Below are 16,468 nucleotides of genomic sequence, written 5' to 3' on the forward strand. Positions count from 1 at the left end.
TGTGAATGTAGGGGCGATTCGCGAATCGCCTCTACAGAGATAGATCTCCTGCGTAAGTCGTCGCCCATTCCCATCCATCACCCATTCAAGCAGACTTTGATGATATACTTAGCTCAGGTGCAAAAAAAAGGATTCTTAGGCAAAACCGGGTTGCGATTATTAGCCTGTCAGAAATCAGGAGATATCTGGGCTTTGGTGTCGGAAACTGAGCCAATTGTCACCACGGAAGCGAATGCGTTTGGTGAGGGAATCCTCGTGTTGGCGGATATTGCCAATACGGGACAAATTCGCAGTATCAATGAAGCGACGGAATGGGCGATTAATCTCATTCAACAATATTTGACCAAAGGATTAACCCCAGCTTTTTTACAGGATCAGGCGGATGAAATTGAACAATGGCGACAATCTTTGACCTTACAAAGCCAGGAATTGTCCCGGCGTGCCCTAGAATTAGAAGCCCGGAGAGACCAACTGCAAACGTTAGAAGAAAAGCTCAAAAAAGAAGAACGCCGCTTGGAAATTTTAGCTCAAAAGTTGGAAGTATCTGCGGAGGATAGTAGGGATGAGAAGGGGGAAGATGAAGCAAAATAACAGGAAAAAATCAGGCTTGACAGGGTTTGTGATTTGTGTTATTAATCCAGGAAAAACCTGGGGATGAGTGCTGAATATGGGATGTTGTAAGGAGAGACAATTTTAGGTAAAATGAAACCACAGTTTCAGATAAAATCCAGATATGAAAAGTTGTTTTTATCCAGTAGCCTGCGGAGGCAGGCTTTGTCCGTATAGCCCCAGGCTTCAGCCTGCGGGTTCTTGCACTATGAATCAGGAGTGATTGTGCCGTCGATTGAAGCAGATCCCACCAATTTTGTTGAATTACTGGAAATTGTCCGGGATGGATATGAAATCTCTTTAAAACCGGGAGATTACAAGGGGACCTTCACGATCGCCCGCGCAGTGACGATTCGCGGCAGTGGCGGTGATTCTGTGCTGTTTGCGGTGGATGCGCCTGCGGTGGTGGTGACGGTTGCCGGAGTGCGCTTGGAGAATTTGGCGATCGCCCGAACTGTTGGGGGTGAAACAGGTGCTGTGGCGGTGAGGGGTGAGGCGAATACCGCCCCGATTTTGCATCAGGTGAGATTAACCGGCAGCGCGGAAAATGTCCAGTGGGAAGGCGCAATTTGGGAGATTCCAGGGCGATTGGAGTTTGGAGAGATTGAACCCAATCGCCAGGTAGAAAAGGGTTGGGAACTGCAACTGGGTGAGTCTTGTCAGGTGGTGTCGGACTTGGATTGGTTGCAAGTGCGATCGCAGTATTTGTCTCCGGGGTTGCAGTTGCTGCAAATGGCGGTGAATTCCCAGGGAATCCCCGCAGGAACTCGACTCTCAGGGTCGTTATATTTATGTTCCGAAGGGGACAAGCGCGAGATTCAGGTAACTGCGGAGATTATCAGTCGGGTGGAGTGGGTGACGACGGTAGTCCCCTCGGAGAAATCTGCTGCCAAGCAGGAGGAGGCAAAGTGGGGGTATCGGTTGGTTGGCAAAACCGCGATCGCCAATGTGATTCGGGAACTGGTAGGGGAGAAACCCGGCGATCGCGATGAGGATTTTCGCAGTCGTCGCGATCGCGCGGAACTGTTATTCTCACAACTGTTAGAACAGCGATCGCACTCTTTTTACTTGCGGCGTTTAGGGACAGGGAAAGAAGCGGGAGAGGAACGTTGGCAACTCACCCTCGCTTGCGATCGGGATGAACCGGGAATTTCCCTGCTGGAAAAGCGCTACAAAACCTTATCTTTAAAAGCGGTAGTTAGTCCCGATGGACGGGGGGGATTACGCTTAATTGATGTAACTTTTGTTCCCATGACTCGGGGACGGGGGGATGGGTTTACGGTCCTCTGTCGTCTGCAGTTGCTGCCGGATCATCAGTCTGATTTAGGCGTTCCTCGTTCTGCCTTGAAACGTATGGCAAAATTGCCAGTTTCGGGAGATTTAATCCCCACGGAGGAACAACTTCAGGCATGGCGGGTTTATGTAGAAATTGAAAAACGAATTGCTGAATCCAGGCAGTTTTGTGTCCCCTTTATCGGTCATAATTATGGGGCGGATGCGCGCCGAATTAGCTTTGAATTGGACAGTCGCGAGGCAACCATTGACGGCAGCAGCGAAACCGAATTAGCCGCAGGGGAATTCTGGAGTCGCACCTATAAAGCCCGCAGCGAACAGATTCGTCTATTTGAAAGTTCTCCCCTGGGAAAAAGTGGCCGGGATGGACGAATTTTAGGGCGAATTGACTCAGTGGATACGGAACGTCGGTTGCTGAGAATTAAGCCGGATGCTGACTTGCTGGAGTTGATGGCGGGGGGTTACTATCAGTTGCCAGACAAGGGTTATTTATTCTTTGAAGCCTTTGGGGAACTGAGTCAGATTACTCATAAAATGAATGCCTTAAAACGGCTGGAACAGGGTCATAGTCAGAATCGCTTTTTAGGCCAATTTTTCTTTGATGCGGGACAGGCAAGGGTTCCCAAACAGTTGGTTAAACTGGAGAGGGCGGAGTTATTATTACCCGCTGCCAATCCACACCAAATTGCTGCCGTGGAAATGGTGTTATCTGCCAAAGATTTGGTGTTAATTCAAGGTCCTCCGGGAACGGGAAAAACCACGGTAATTGCGGAAATTTGCTACCAGGTGGCGCGTCGAGGGGGACGAACATTAATCGCATCCCAAGCGAATTTGGCGGTGGATAATGCTTTGAGTCGATTGGTACATAGTCCAGTTATCCGGGCGTTGCGAAAGGGAAAAGCGGAGAAGGTGCAGGAAGAAGGTGCACCCTATTTAGAAGAGAATGCGATCGGGACTTGGCTACAAAATACGGCGAGTCACTGTGAGACGGATTTGGAAAAACGGCGCAATGATTTAGCATTTTATCACGAAATGCGGAAGGTGGCGGCGGAATTTGAGCTGTATTTGGCAGCAGAAGAAGCATTCGCCAGCGATCGCCAGTTTTGGAAAGATCGTCAGGAGAGTTTACTAGAAAATCGGGCCATTTGGGAACAGCAGTATCAAGCGGCACAAGACCAAAATCCCGAGGTAAAACGGGTGAGTGCGGAGTTGGCAGGGTTGTTAGCAACTGCGCCAAATGTGCAATGGGAATCCCCGGAGGTGGTGAAGTTATTGGCTGAAATTCGCCCCTATACTCTGGAAGATAGTAGGGTTAAAACTTTTATTGATGCTGTGCGAGTGGCGTTACCTTTAACTCAGGAATTGGGGTGGGTTCGTCCCGATCGCGGTGCATTTGGGTTGGCAGCTTGGTGTTGCGAAACCGTTGCGCCGGAGTTGGCTAAATTGAGAGAGGTTGTCACGCAAGCGCATGATACTGCCGAGGCGATCGCTGCTGCTGCAACTGCCGTCCAACAATTTCGGGCGGATTCCACCCCATTGCAGCAACTGCAAGGGGAATATGAACAAGCCTTGAGTAAGCAAAAATCCCTCCAGCAACGCTTCCAAAATTTACAAACTCGGAAGTTAGAAATTGACCGGGTAATTAAAGAGGTTGGGGTTTGGTTAGAAACAGCGCCAGCCCAAGTTTATACCATTTTAAGACAAGCGGTACAAACGGGTCAACCCTTTAACAGTAAATTGATTCAGGTTCCGCCTAATTTACTAACCATTGCCCAAACCTTGAATGTGGCAATTATGCCCAATTATGGCAATCATCCGGTGACGGAACTGCCGAATTGGGAGCAATTTCTCAAAGCCTTAGCTTATGAAACTAAGGGCAGTTTTCGCAATACCAAAGGCAATCATTCCTATTTCCATGAATTTTTGCACCGCAGTCTGAATCAGCCCCCGATTGTCTTTTCAGCAGGCGATCGCAGTTTATGGCGGGAACTGGCGGCAGGATATGGCAATTATCCCCAACTGACGGCATCGGGACGGCAGAATTTAGTCGTCAAAACCCAGCAGGTTTTACAGCAGCAGCAACAGCAGTATGCCACCCTTTGGACAACCCAGGCAGTGGAATTGACCCTGCAACAAATCGCCCAAACAACCATTGATGAAATTGTCACCCAGGCGCGTCAATGTTTACTCCCCCTGAAAACGGAAACCGAACAGGGATTAAGCCATATCGGACAACAGTGGCATCAAATTCAACACTGGATTGCCGCCCAAAAACCTCAACTCGAACAATCGCAATCTGCCTTAAATTTATTGCGTCAAGAAGGGGAAAAGACTTTACAACAAGCGCTGTCTCAGTTACAAGAGTTAAGCCAAAAACCGCATTTACCCCCCGCAATTTTAACCCCAGTCCAACGATATCAAGCCAACCGTGCCTTAATTTGGGAAAAACCCTCGGAATTTGCGACACTGGTGCAATCCTGGGAGTCTCGAATTGCTCAATTAGAAACCGCCATTGCTGCCTTAGCCCCCTTTGAAGTGTTAGGTCATATTCAGACCTTAATTACCGCCTATCTCACCCAGCAACAACAAAATTTGCAACCCTTGCAACAGCAACTCGAACAGTGCGAATTAGAATTGCATGAAATCACTCAACAACTCACCACCAATCTGCCAGAACCCTTACTCAAGCACCGCAACTGGTGGCGGAACACCTGGGAAAACCTGCGCGATCGCCTGCCACAAATCTCTGAGGAACACTGCTGTGATTTGCCCTTTTTACACCAAGTCAAAACCCAGTTTGAAACCTGGGAACAGGCAGGAAATCAGGAAGAACAGTATCTCGATCGCTATCAAAACTTAGTCCAAGATTGGATTGATAAACTGCGCCATCCCTCGGAACAGGACCGCAATGAATTGCGCCAAATTTATCTCGACAATGCCAATGTGATTGGGATTACCTGTGTCCAAGCGGCGCGACGAGACTTTTCCGAAGAATTTAATAAATTTGATGTAGTGATTATCGATGAAGTCAGCAAATGCACGCCACCGGAATTATTAATTCCTGCCCTCAAAGCGAAACGGTTAGTTTTGGTAGGGGACCGATGCCAATTACCGCCCATGTTGAATGATGATACCATCGAGGATATTGCTATCGAAATGGGCAGCAGTAAAGATGCCTTGCAATTTTTAGAAGACTCCTTCTTTAAACTCCAATTTGATGCCGCCCCTGAGTCTATCAAAACCATGCTGACGATTCAATATCGGATGCATCCCAACATCATGGGCGCGATTAATCAATTTTATAATCGCCGTCTCCAATGTGGCATTTTAGACCCGGATCAAGCCCGCAAACATCACCTAGATAGTGCTATCATCCAGGAACACCAACACCTGATTTGGGTGAAAATGCCCCAAGACTCCACCTTTGGCGAACGCAAAGAAGGAACCTCCTTTATTAACCCCAAAGAAATTGAGGCGATCGAGCAAATTTGTCAGGACATGGAAAACACTTGGTCCGAGAAAATTTCCCAGGGTCATCCCCCCAAAGAAATTGGCATTATCACCTTTTATCGCGCTCAACTCAACCGGATTGAAGAGAGAATCTTGGACGAAAACCGATTCCCTTCCCTGCAAATTAGAACTGGAACTGTTGACCAATTTCAGGGGATGGAACGGTCCGTGATTATTGTTAGTATGGTCCGCAACAATGAAGAAGGAAAAGTGGGATTTGCTAAGAAATCGGAACGGGTGAATGTGGCCTTTTCTCGCGCCCGGGAATTGCTGGTTATCGTTGGTTGTCATCAATTATTTGCCCATCATCATGGGGAAGTCGGGCGAATTTATTCTGAAGTGTCTAATGTTGTTCGTCATCAAGGAGGTTTAATTGATGTTTCTCGAATCCTCCCCTAAACCCATTGATTCCTCCCTGCAATCCTCGGTGGAAAAGCTGGAAAAAACCAGTCCGGGATTATCGGTGATTGCTGCTAGACAATTCCGGTATTCCTTGGTACAAACGGGTATAGAATTGATGGTAACCTCCCCCAGAAAATTCAATGTTTTAGAAGAATTTATCCTCCGGGCCAGCCTAGAAATTACCCCGAAACCCACGGAAGTTGAACTCGCCCAAGTCTTGGGTTTGGACCCGATTTTTGTTAGAAGTACCACCGGCAATCTCCAGGAATTAAATACCCTAAATGTTTTGCCAGACGGGTCCCTTAAACTCACTCCGGAAGGGCGAGCTTTTTATGAAAAAGGGTCTGTCCCGCAACCGCCAGAAAGTCACCCCCTCTATGCGATCGCCGATCCTTTATTAGAGGCGACTACCTTTGAACTCAATCCCCTCCGCGAATCCGCCTTAAACCTCCCCAATTTAGGCGATTTTCTCCCCCTCAACCGCCGCATCCAACCCGTAGACTCCCTCACCCTCACGGAAGTCCAGCAACGTCTCATCCATCAAGGATTGGGATTCCACAGTCCCGAATCCGGCAAAGAAGTCACCGCCTTCCAAATCGCCGAATCGCCGGAAACCCGCTGGCAATCTGTGGCATTGTTTGCCATTTTTGATACTCTCAATCAGCGTTTAACCCTGCAACTCAGGCGGGGACAACAGTTACTAGAATCCGCCACCCTTTGGCTAGAAACACTCCAATCTGAGGGAAAAATTTCCCTACCGGAGTTGTTTGAAATCCCTTGTCAGGAAAGTTTTCCACCGGAGAATCCAGAAGTTGAAGCTAGACTGGAAAAAGTCCGAACAGCAGCAACTACCCATGAGGATAATGCAGAAGAAAATACCCCGGAAACCGGCAGTGTAATTTTAATTCCAGAGAGTCAGATTCACACCCAATTTTTAGAAAGCCTTAAAACCGCCAATCATCAGGTTTTAATCTATTTGCCTCAATTCCCCGAACAAGGAATAGATTCTCGCCTGTTACAAGGATTAGAAAGCCTTGTCAAACGTGGGGTTTGGATTCTCATGGGACAGGGAACTATACCGCAGGAATCATCAGACTGTAGAGGCGATTCGCGAATCGCCTCTACAGATATAGAGAGCACGGGTAAATCCTGTCCCCAATGGCTGACGCAATTGGCAGCAGTGAAAACAGCAGAAGGATTATCCGCTATACAAGTCCTTGAGTTGGAACAGTCTCACGCCAAAGAAGTTGTCATCGATCGCCAGATTTATGTCTGTAGCGCGCCTAATTGGCTAACTTATGGAGGCGACTGTCTACCCCAGGGAGAAAGTCTCTATCAAGTCACCCTTCCCGAAATCGTCAGCGATGCCTATCAGTTCCTCTCTAGCCAACTTCAACAACGCGCCGAATCCCTCTGGCAGCAGGCAATTACCCATCAGGATGAATCCCTTGCCACCACCTCTCTAAGTATCTGGGGTGCGTTGGGTATGACAGAAAACGCCTTACAGCAGATTCAGGACCAGGGGTGGCTGGAATTGCTTCCGATTTGGCTGAAAATTGCTTGTCAGGGCTTGCGATCGCAGCAAATGTCTCCGGATGACCCTAGCTTGAATCAGGCGCTTTCCCAACTCTCTGAACTCACCCCGGATTCCCCGGAACTGGATAGCTTGTGCGAAGCATGGCGGCAAGTGATAGCTGTCATTGCCGATCGAGATAGCGCGATCGCCCTCAATTTGCTCTCAGAACCCGTCTGGCAAGACTTCACCCGCCTGGGGATCGCATCGGAGGCAGTTGAGTCACCGGATGCCTTTATTTCAAGTCAACTAGCTCAACTTTCGCAGAACCAGCCTAGGGTGAAGAGTAAAAATACTCAACCCAAAAAACGAAGCCGGTACAAGTCCGATTAAACCTTGGACTGACCCTAAATTTAGGGGCAACTTGTGAATCCTCTTGACAACTGACAGAGCAAGTGAGGGGTTTGACCTCACAGGGGTTAAACCCCTCATTAAGAAAAGCATAATTGGGTTCAGGAATGCGATCGCTCTCCCCCATTTCTCTCTTCTCTTTCGAGTTAGCAGATCCGAGGATATTGTCCCCTTTTCTTCCTATTGTTGTTAACGAGGATACAATCGCGCTTGATCGCATTCCGTCTGATATTCTGTGATCCAAGTCTACAAATTCAGGGCTAATTGTGGCTACGGAATCAGATAATGAAATTTATCATAAACTGGTCGTTATCTGTATTAAGATTTGATGAAAATTATAGGACTAGCGCATCATTCCTAATTCCTGGTAAGGGGAATTGATGAAAAAAATCCGAGGTCCCCTCTACCTAAAGGAATAGATTGGACGCGCACCGCCTTAACGGATCGTGGTCTGGATCTCATCCGGAAAACCCAGGGGGGTCACCGTTGAAAAGCTATTCAAGGTAGAGCATCGGGAATTTTATCCTTGAGAAGGGGATCAACTCCAGAAGTGGGTGGATACTTTGAAAGTTTACAAAGACTCTAACTTAAGAGTGATCGTTTCAGGGATGACAGCACTCAACCCCTTATCCATTAATACCCCCTCCGAGAGATTAAAGAGCTAATACTTCTATGTTGAAATAGCAACCAGAACTTTAAAGAACGCTTCTGACTCGTAAAACCGTCTTACAACGTTAAGACTTTGAGCAATTCAACCTATCCCTAGAGTGTGATAACCCCCTCTATCTATAAATAACGGGGCTGATATTTTTCCTGATGCCTCCATCAGGAGAAGCAAAAATTTTTGCTTCCGACTAAGAGTCGGCCCAGAACTTTCCATCATCCAGGGGGACAACAGGTCTAAACCAGAATGTTCTGTAAATCCGATATTTGAGGTTAGAATGCTATATTCTTTTTGTTTTTCAGGCTATTCAACTCCTAATGTTGAAAACCAACTTAGAATTTTAATAAACTCCAATACAAAGATAAATTTTATTATTGGGCCAACCTAAATAAATATAGACTTTCTAAATCATTTAGAGAAGCTTTTAAGCTTTAACAAGTTTAACAAGCAAGACCTATTCACGATTGGGTCTTCCACTATTCATTTAGGTTTGCTAGTTATGAAAGAAATATTTCAAAAAAATAAATCTGATGAATCATCCCGAATTTCGTCAGCCCATCCCTTAGAGAATTTACCCACGCTGATGCAGATTTTACCGGCAGCCAGCCGGGAGTCAAGGACTACGGCTCAACTGGTTAAAGCGTTTGAAGTCCAGGGGTTTCAAATTGGAGATGAACTCCTCTACGTGGGGGAGTCCGATCCCGGAATGGCTGAGAATCAAATGCCCGGTCATAGCGATTGTTACTTCATAGACCAAGGCCGAGTTCGGCTGCTGGTTTTTGATGCAGAACGACAGCGAGAAATTTGTGCGATGGTCCTGGAGAAAGGGGATAGTTTTGGAGGGGATGAAGGGTTAGACCAAAAGCCACTCCCGTACCGAGTCGTCGCGGCGAGTGATGGCGTGGTTTCGCGAATTTCCCCAGACAAACTGCGGCCTTTTTTGGAGGAAGAACCGACGATTCAAGCCTATTTGAGTGAACAAATGACTCAACGGCAATGCCAGCTTTTTTTGAAAACTGTCACCGAATTGCGATCGCTCTCCAGTCATCAGATTCGGCAACTACTCCCCTATCTCCAAGAAAAATCCATCCCCGCCCATGCCTCCCTGGTTGAAGTTACCCCAACCTCCCAGGGTCATTATTGGCTGCGGCATGGAGAGATTCAGGGAGGGACTGAGGCATCCCATGTGCAAATTCAGGCGACGGGAACGAGTTGGGGATATCCCCAGGAAACGCCGACGGACTGGATTGCGGCAACGGAATTGGACATTATTGAACTTCCAGTCGCCCAGTGGGAATCTGCCACGGCGATCGCCCCAGTCCTAGCTGGCGATCGCAGTGAAAACGGGAATGGCAATGGGAATGGGAATGGACACCGGCGATCGCCCACCCGCATTCTCCACCGTCCCTCCCCCCCAATCATGACCCCCGCCACCGGACCCCAATCCAGTCGGGATAACGGGAATAGCCGCCCGGATGGATCGGACCCGCGATCGGGTCAGAACCCAGTCCTGTTTCCCAAACCCACCCACCGACGGTTTTTAGACCTGCTGGCGCGATATCCCCACGTCCAACAGCAATCCTCCTCCGATTGTGGTGCCGCTTGCTTAGTGATGATTGGCCAATACTGGGGTAAACGCTTTAGCATCAACTATGTGCGAGATTTGGCCGGGGTGGGGCGATCGGGAGCCTCCCTCAAAGGATTAGCCAAAGCCGCTGAAAAGCAGGGATTTCATGCCCTGCCCGTGCGCGGGTCCTTAGACCGTTTAGGCGAGCGCAAAAATCCCTGGATCGCCCATTGGCAGGGCATTCATTATGTAGTGGTCTATAAAGTTACCCCCCATCGCATCCTCGTTGCCGACCCTGCCGAGAGCAAAAAATGGGTGAAGCGCCAGGAGTTTCTGTCCCACTGGACAGGTTACGCCCTGGTCCTCGACCCCACCGAACGCCTGAAAGAGGCCAAAACCGAGAAACGCTCCCTGGGCCGATTTATCAGTGCCTTAGTGCCTTATCGCAATCTGGCGTTACAAATTATCGCCTTCTCGATTCTCATCCAAATTTTTGGCCTGATTCAACCCCTATTTACCCAGATTATTCTGGATCAAGTCGTCACCCAACAAAGCCTCAGTGCCCTCAATCTCTTTTGCTTAGGTGCACTCATCTTTGGACTCTGGAGTAAAGGGCTCTCTGCGGTGCGGAAATACCTGCTGAGTTATTTTTCCAACCGTTTGGACCTCACCCTGATTGGCGGCTTTATCCGTCACGCCATGATGCTCCCCTTGAAGTTTTTTGAATCGCGCCGGGTGGGGGATATCATCACGCGAGTTCAGGAAAACCGGAAAATCCAACAATTTTTGATTGGTCAAGTGGTCCTAGCCTGGTTAAATTTCATCACCGGGTTTGTATATTTGGGCCTGATGCTCTATTACAATGCCCGCCTGACTCTGCTGGTGCTGGCAATGATTCCGTTCATCATCCTCTTGACCCTTCTGGCAACCCCCTTATTGCGTAAAGTATCTCGGGAAGTCTTTAATGCCTCTGCGGATCAGAATTCCTCCCTGGTGGAAATGTTTACCGGAGTCACCACTCTCAAATCTACCGCCACAGAGTATCAGATGCGCTGGCGCTGGGAAGATTACTTTACCGAAGCCCTCAATGTCCGCTTTAAGGGTCAAAAACTGGGCATTGGCTTAGAAGTGATCAACTCCACCATTAGTATCGTCGGCAGTATTGCCTTGTTGTGGTACGGGGGACGGCTGATTATTCAAGGGGACCTCACCATCGGACAGTTCGTGGCCTTTAATATGATGAAAGGCCGGATTATTACGCCGGTTTTAGCCCTGGCAAACCTCTGGGATCAACTGCAAGAGGTGCTGATTTCTGTAGAAAGACTGAATGATGTCTTTGAGACGGAACCGGAGGAAAGTCCCGGAAGTGCCATGATGGTGTTGCCGCCATTGCGGGGGGACGTGCGCTTAGAAAATGTCACTTTTCGGTATAGCGAAGATGACGAACGCAATACTTTGGAGAATATTTCGTTTGAGGTGAAAGCGGGGCAAACTACGGCGATCGTCGGGCGGAGTGGGTCGGGGAAAAGTACCTTGGTGAGCTTGCTTCAGCGGTTGTATTCCCCGAATAGCGGGCGGATCTTTATTGATGGTCACGATATCTGTCATGTTTCCCCCTCTTCCTTGCGAAGTCAGATTGGGGTAGTGCCGCAAGATTGTTTCTTGTTTTCGGGGACAATTTCCGAGAATATCACCCTTTACTCCGATGAGTTTGCCCTAGATGACGTGATAGAGGTGGCAAAAATGGCGGAAGCCCATCCGTTTATTCAGGAGATGCCTCTAGGATACAATACCAAGGTGGGGGAGCGTGGTTCCTCACTTTCCGGGGGACAGCGCCAACGAATTGCGATCGCCCGGGCATTGTTGGGCAATCCCCGAATTTTGCTCCTAGATGAGGCAACGAGTTCGTTGGATACGGAGTCGGAACGCCGGTTCCAGCAAAATCTGGCTCGGTTTAGCCGCGATCGCACGACTTTTATTATTGCCCACCGACTCTCGACAGTCCGCAATGCTGACTGTATTCTGGTTCTCGATCGCGGACTTCTCGTGGAGCGCGGCACTCATGAGCAACTCATGGAGCAGCGCGGGTTGTACTATCATCTGGCTCAACAGCAGCTCGATCTTTAATCCCTGTTTTGGATTACAGTCTATAAAAACCCGCAGGCTGAAGCCTGGGGCTATACGGACGAAGCCTGCCTCCGCAGGCTGAAGAGAAAGGCGACTTTTAATAGCCGAATTGGGTATGATACGGAATCCGGTTGTCAAAGGTCTATAAAAACCCGCAGGCTCAAGCCTGGGGCTATACGGACGAAGCCTGCCTCCGCAGGCTGAAGAGAAAGGCGACTTTTAATAGCTGAATTGGGTATGATACGGAATCCGGTTGTCAAAGGTCTGTAAAAACCCGCAGGCTCAAGCCTGGGGCTATACGGACGAAGCCTGCCTCCGCAGGCTGAAGAGAAAAGCGACTTTTAATAGCTGAATTGGGTATGATACGGAATCCGGTTGTCAAAGGTCTGTAAAAACCCGCAGGCTCAAGCCTGGGGCTACACGGACGAAGCCTGCCTCCGCAGGCTGAAGAGAAAAGCGACTTTTAACAACCGAATTTGGTATGATTTGCCTGTTCCCGATTTCCGTCTGTCTCTCTGAATCCCGGGATTTGTGCCTCGGTTTCTCCGTGAAAATGCGGAGATTGTAACGATTTAAATCTTTATCAAAACTTTAAAAACTTCATAAACCTGGGACAATTCAGGAGTCTTTTTTAAATGTTCGGTAAAATAGGTCACCAAATTGCCAAAATGGCAAAAACAGCCGAGTTCAATATCTTAGTATATTCACGGAGGCGGCTTTTGAAGATTACCCGTTGCCTTCCCACAGAATTTAGGGGAAACTCACTCTCCCCCAGCCAATGCTCAACCTGTCTTCAGAGAAAGCTGTTAATTCAGCAAAAATCCGTGGTTCCTTCCCGAGTTTACACCAGCAAATCAGCCTACATAATGACAATCATCTCTAGAGAAGTAGTCCAGAAAGGAAACGCTGACCATGAATTTTCATCTCGGACCCGATTCTCCCTTCACTCACCCAAGCGGGAGGAATAGTCAAGAACCGTCATCTCGTCACCGGGGTAGCTTGCACTTGCTCGATACTGCCTGTGATGTTGATAGAGGGACACAGAGGGTGAAGGCTGGCGATCGCGCTGATGCCATCTATGGCGGGATGGCAGCGTCAGACGCGCTGCCTCGGACTGGACGAGATCGCCCCGATCGCGACGATGATCGCAGCGCTCACTGGTCGAGTGCCATGCAAAACCTGCTGGATCGTCCCCCTGCCTCCTTTCCTACTCAATTACTCTTAGGGGGAATGGCATTCTGTATAGCATTTGGGGCTTGGTCTTGGTTCGGGCGGATTAACGAAGTGGGTCAGGCAGTGGGCGAACTGATTCCCCAGGGAGATGTCTATCAAGTTCATCCCCTGGAAATGGGGAAGGTTGCCAAAGTCGGGGTTGCCGAAGGGGATCAAGTGCAAGCGGGGACAGTCATTGCCGAACTGGATACCCAACTGGCTGCCACGGAAGTGGATCGCCTGGGAGAGCAGTTAGCCACCTATCAACTGCAATTGGTGCAGAAACAAGCACTGATGGAGAATACCGGGCTGGAAGCAGAAACCCAAGGGGCGATCGCCAAAGCTGATGCTCAAGCTCATCAAACCCTGATTGCTCAAGCCGAGAAAAATGTCACCACCACCCAAAATTTGCTCACCCAACTCCAAGCGGATGCGGCTGAACTGGAGGCGCGACGGCAGACCCTCGCCCCCCTAGCGGGACAAGCCCAGCAACTGGTGGAGCAACTGCAAGGGGATATAGAGGCTCAACGGGAACGGGGTGAGATCTTAAAGCCGATGGAAAATCAGACTCGGGAACTGATTGAGCGACTGGAAACCGATGTCACCGCCCAGCAGCAACGGCAGCAACTGCTCGAACCGATGCAACAAAAAACGCAAGCGTTGATTGAGCAACTCAAGGTTGATGTGGCTGAACAGCAGGCACGGGTGGAACGGCTGAGTCCGTTGGTGGAGGAGGGAGCTTTGTCCCGAGAGCATTTGTTTCAAGCGGAACAATCCCTGCGCGATCGCCAGAATGCCTTAACCCGAGCAGAAATGGTCGAGGCAACCCAAGCCAAAGAGCGGATGTTTGATGCCGAACAAGCCGAACGCGATCGCCGGAATGCGTTACTGCGGGCACAAATGTCGGAGGTGACTTCGGTGCAAGAACGGATGTTTGAAGCCGAACAAGCCCTGCGCGATCGGCAAACGGCTGCGGTGCGATCGCAACTCTCCGAGGCAACCATTGCCCAGGAACGATTGTTTGAAGCCGAACAAGCCCTGCGATCGCATCGCCAACGGATTACCGACACCCAAGCCCAGCTTGAGCAACGGGAATCGGAATTAGCACAATTACAGGCACAACAGATTCAGAAACAAGCCGAAGCCCAACGTCTTGAAATTGAGTCCCAACAGCGCATCAAACAGTTGCAAGTCGAAGTTACCCAGCTAGAAGGTTCCATCGCCCAAACTCACAATCACCTCACCCGTGCCAAAACTCAGTTAAACCAGCAATTTCTATATGCGCCCGTCGATGGCACCATCCTTGCCCTCAACATTGCTCACCCCGGGGAAGTCGTCCAACCGGGACAGACCCTAGCCCAAATTGCCCCAGAGGATGCACCCCTCGTCCTTTCAGCGATTATCCCCAGTCGGGAAGCCGGTTTTATCGAGACGGGAATGGAAGTACAAGTGAAACTTGATGCCTACTCCTTCCAGGATTATGGCGTCATTCCAGGAGAAGTGACCTCTATTTCTCCTCAAGCCAACGCCGATCCCCAATTAGGATCCGTATATAACATCGAAATTGCCCTCGCTCATAACTATGTGACAGAAAATGGAGAAAAGATTTATTTTAAGCCCGGTCAAACTGCCAACGCCGATATCATCATCCGGGAACGTCGGATTCTTGATGTGATATTGGATCCGATCCGGAAGTTGCAAGACGGTGGCATGAATTTCTAGCACCTTGTTTAAGTAAACCCCAATTTAACCCAAAGGAGAAATAAAAATGGCTTATCAAATGCATTATTCTAACCGTAACCTGAACAAAATCATGACCCAAGAGCAATTTGAACTCGTGGTGGATGCAATTCTAGCGGGTAAGTATTCCTGGGCTTGCGTCTTGATCCTGCGCTTTGGCGGCTACAACCCCCTTCATTACATTCCCTACCGCACCTACAACAGGTTGATGAAACAACAACGCCAAGGGCGTCAGGAAAGCGGCCATCGCACCAAGGATGACTACTCAGATCAAGAACAGGATAAAGGGAACAATTCCCAGGACGGCAATCATAAAATCAAGGACTTGACCTATTTAGAAGTTGTCGAGCATCAAAGCCACCAGGTAACAGGCGGATCAACCGCTCTCTATGCTTCTGAGTCCACAGCGCTTGGAAATGTTATTTCGTTTCAGTAGGGGGGGGATGTTTGCTGCAACCTGCGATCGTCTCTCATGATTTTAGCTCCTGTTTAGAATATGCTTATTTTTCGCTAGATAGTTTCACTGGCGGAGTTCTAAAAATCCTGAACTCTGCCAGTTTTTTTATACCCAATCCGGTTCTCATACAGAATCCGGTGGGGATAGGTCTGTAAAAACTAGCCCTGTCAAGGTGATAAATTTAATGACGAAAAATCATTGTTTCTTGTAGGGGCGCAATGTGCAGGCCCTCCGGAGGGCCTGCGCATTGCGCCCCTACAAATACACCTTGACAGGGCTAGTTTTTATAGACTATCTGAATTTTTATCCAATATTTGTCAAAATGGCAACACGAGATTGAGGCAACTGACTAAGATAAATACAGTGAATTTTCATCGTGAATTTCCTAGGAATTTGTCAAAATGGCAACACGAAATTGAGGCAACTGGCTAAGATAAAGACAGTGAATTTTCATCGTGAATTTCCTAGGAATTTGTCAAAATGGCAACACGAAATTGAGGCAACTGGCTAAAATAAAGACAGTGAATCTTCATCGTGAATTTCCCAGGAATTTGTCAAAATGGCAACACGATATGGAGAAAATGGGTTAAATTGAATGATTTAACCTAATAAATTCAAACAGGAGAAACCAATGATTATTTCTGACTTAAACCATTTAGAAGTTGTTAACCAAGAAACCCAAGTCGTTGGCGGCTGGGGCGGAAACGACGCCAATTTCGATTTCAATGCCGATATCTACAAAGATGTAGATGTCAATGTGAACGAAGATGTGGATATCTACAAAGAATTTGATATAGATGCCGAAGTTAAAGGCATCAGTGCCTTTGCCGAAGCTGAAGCGATCGCGATGGGCGACGATGCTCATGCTGAGTCCTTAACCTTCACCTTCACCGAAGACTACTTCGCCGCCTCTTCAGCCCAATCTGTGTCCGTCACGGGCTAATCCAGAGGCCCATTTCTTCC

The 16,468-nt window shown here is 48.7% G+C and carries 7 protein-coding genes; all 7 read left to right on the forward strand.

All coding sequences use genetic code 11. The features are described from left to right. Window positions 1-99 precede the first annotated feature (99 nt). The 7 genes from NG833_RS21660 to NG833_RS21690 all read left to right on the forward strand — a co-directional run bounded on the left by NG833_RS21660 (window position 100) and on the right by NG833_RS21690 (window position 16,448). Entirely contained in the window at window positions 100-591 is a 492-nt protein-coding gene (locus NG833_RS21660) for a hypothetical protein (RefSeq protein WP_254567351.1), read from the forward strand. A gap of 243 nt (window positions 592-834) precedes the next feature. Beyond that, window positions 835-5,811 (forward strand): AAA domain-containing protein, encoded by a 4,977-nt coding sequence (locus NG833_RS21665; RefSeq protein ID WP_254567352.1) that lies wholly within the window; start codon window positions 835-837, stop codon window positions 5,809-5,811. Further along, window positions 5,789-7,720, forward strand: a complete 1,932-nt coding sequence (locus tag NG833_RS21670; protein WP_254567353.1) for a hypothetical protein — start codon at window positions 5,789-5,791, stop codon at window positions 7,718-7,720. The genes NG833_RS21665 and NG833_RS21670 overlap by 23 nt, the downstream gene beginning before the upstream one ends. A gap of 1,181 nt (window positions 7,721-8,901) precedes the next feature. Then, complete coding sequence (locus NG833_RS21675; RefSeq protein ID WP_254567354.1) at window positions 8,902-12,096, forward strand: ABC transporter transmembrane domain-containing protein; 3,195 nt, start codon at window positions 8,902-8,904, stop codon at window positions 12,094-12,096. 912 nt (window positions 12,097-13,008) lie between these two features. Beyond that, a complete protein-coding gene (locus tag NG833_RS21680; protein WP_254567355.1) occupies window positions 13,009-15,030 on the forward strand; it encodes an HlyD family efflux transporter periplasmic adaptor subunit in 2,022 nt (673 codons plus the stop codon). A gap of 46 nt (window positions 15,031-15,076) precedes the next feature. Beyond that, window positions 15,077-15,484 (forward strand): HetP family heterocyst commitment protein, encoded by a 408-nt coding sequence (locus NG833_RS21685; RefSeq protein WP_254567356.1) that lies wholly within the window; start codon window positions 15,077-15,079, stop codon window positions 15,482-15,484. 652 nt (window positions 15,485-16,136) lie between these two features. Next, window positions 16,137-16,448 carry a hypothetical protein gene (locus tag NG833_RS21690; protein ID WP_254567357.1) on the forward strand — a complete coding sequence of 104 codons (312 nt, stop codon included), beginning with the start codon at window positions 16,137-16,139 and terminating at the stop codon, window positions 16,446-16,448. Window positions 16,449-16,468 lie beyond the last annotated feature (20 nt).

Source organism: Oscillatoria sp. HE19RPO (assembly GCF_024220515.1).
Taxonomy (GTDB): Bacteria; Cyanobacteriota; Cyanobacteriia; order Cyanobacteriales; family Laspinemataceae; genus Laspinema.

Excerpts from the sequence above, each read along its gene's own strand:
- NG833_RS21660 (WP_254567351.1), top strand. The coding sequence starts at position 100 with ATGATATACTTAGCTCAGGTGCAAAAAAAAGGATTCTTAGGCAAAACC.
- NG833_RS21670 (WP_254567353.1), top strand. The coding sequence starts at position 5,789 with ATGTTTCTCGAATCCTCCCCTAAACCCATTGATTCCTCCCTGCAATCC.
- NG833_RS21675 (WP_254567354.1), top strand. The coding sequence starts at position 8,902 with ATGAAAGAAATATTTCAAAAAAATAAATCTGATGAATCATCCCGAATT.
- NG833_RS21680 (WP_254567355.1), top strand. The coding sequence starts at position 13,009 with ATGAATTTTCATCTCGGACCCGATTCTCCCTTCACTCACCCAAGCGGG.
- NG833_RS21685 (WP_254567356.1), top strand. The coding sequence starts at position 15,077 with ATGGCTTATCAAATGCATTATTCTAACCGTAACCTGAACAAAATCATG.
- NG833_RS21690 (WP_254567357.1), top strand. The coding sequence starts at position 16,137 with ATGATTATTTCTGACTTAAACCATTTAGAAGTTGTTAACCAAGAAACC.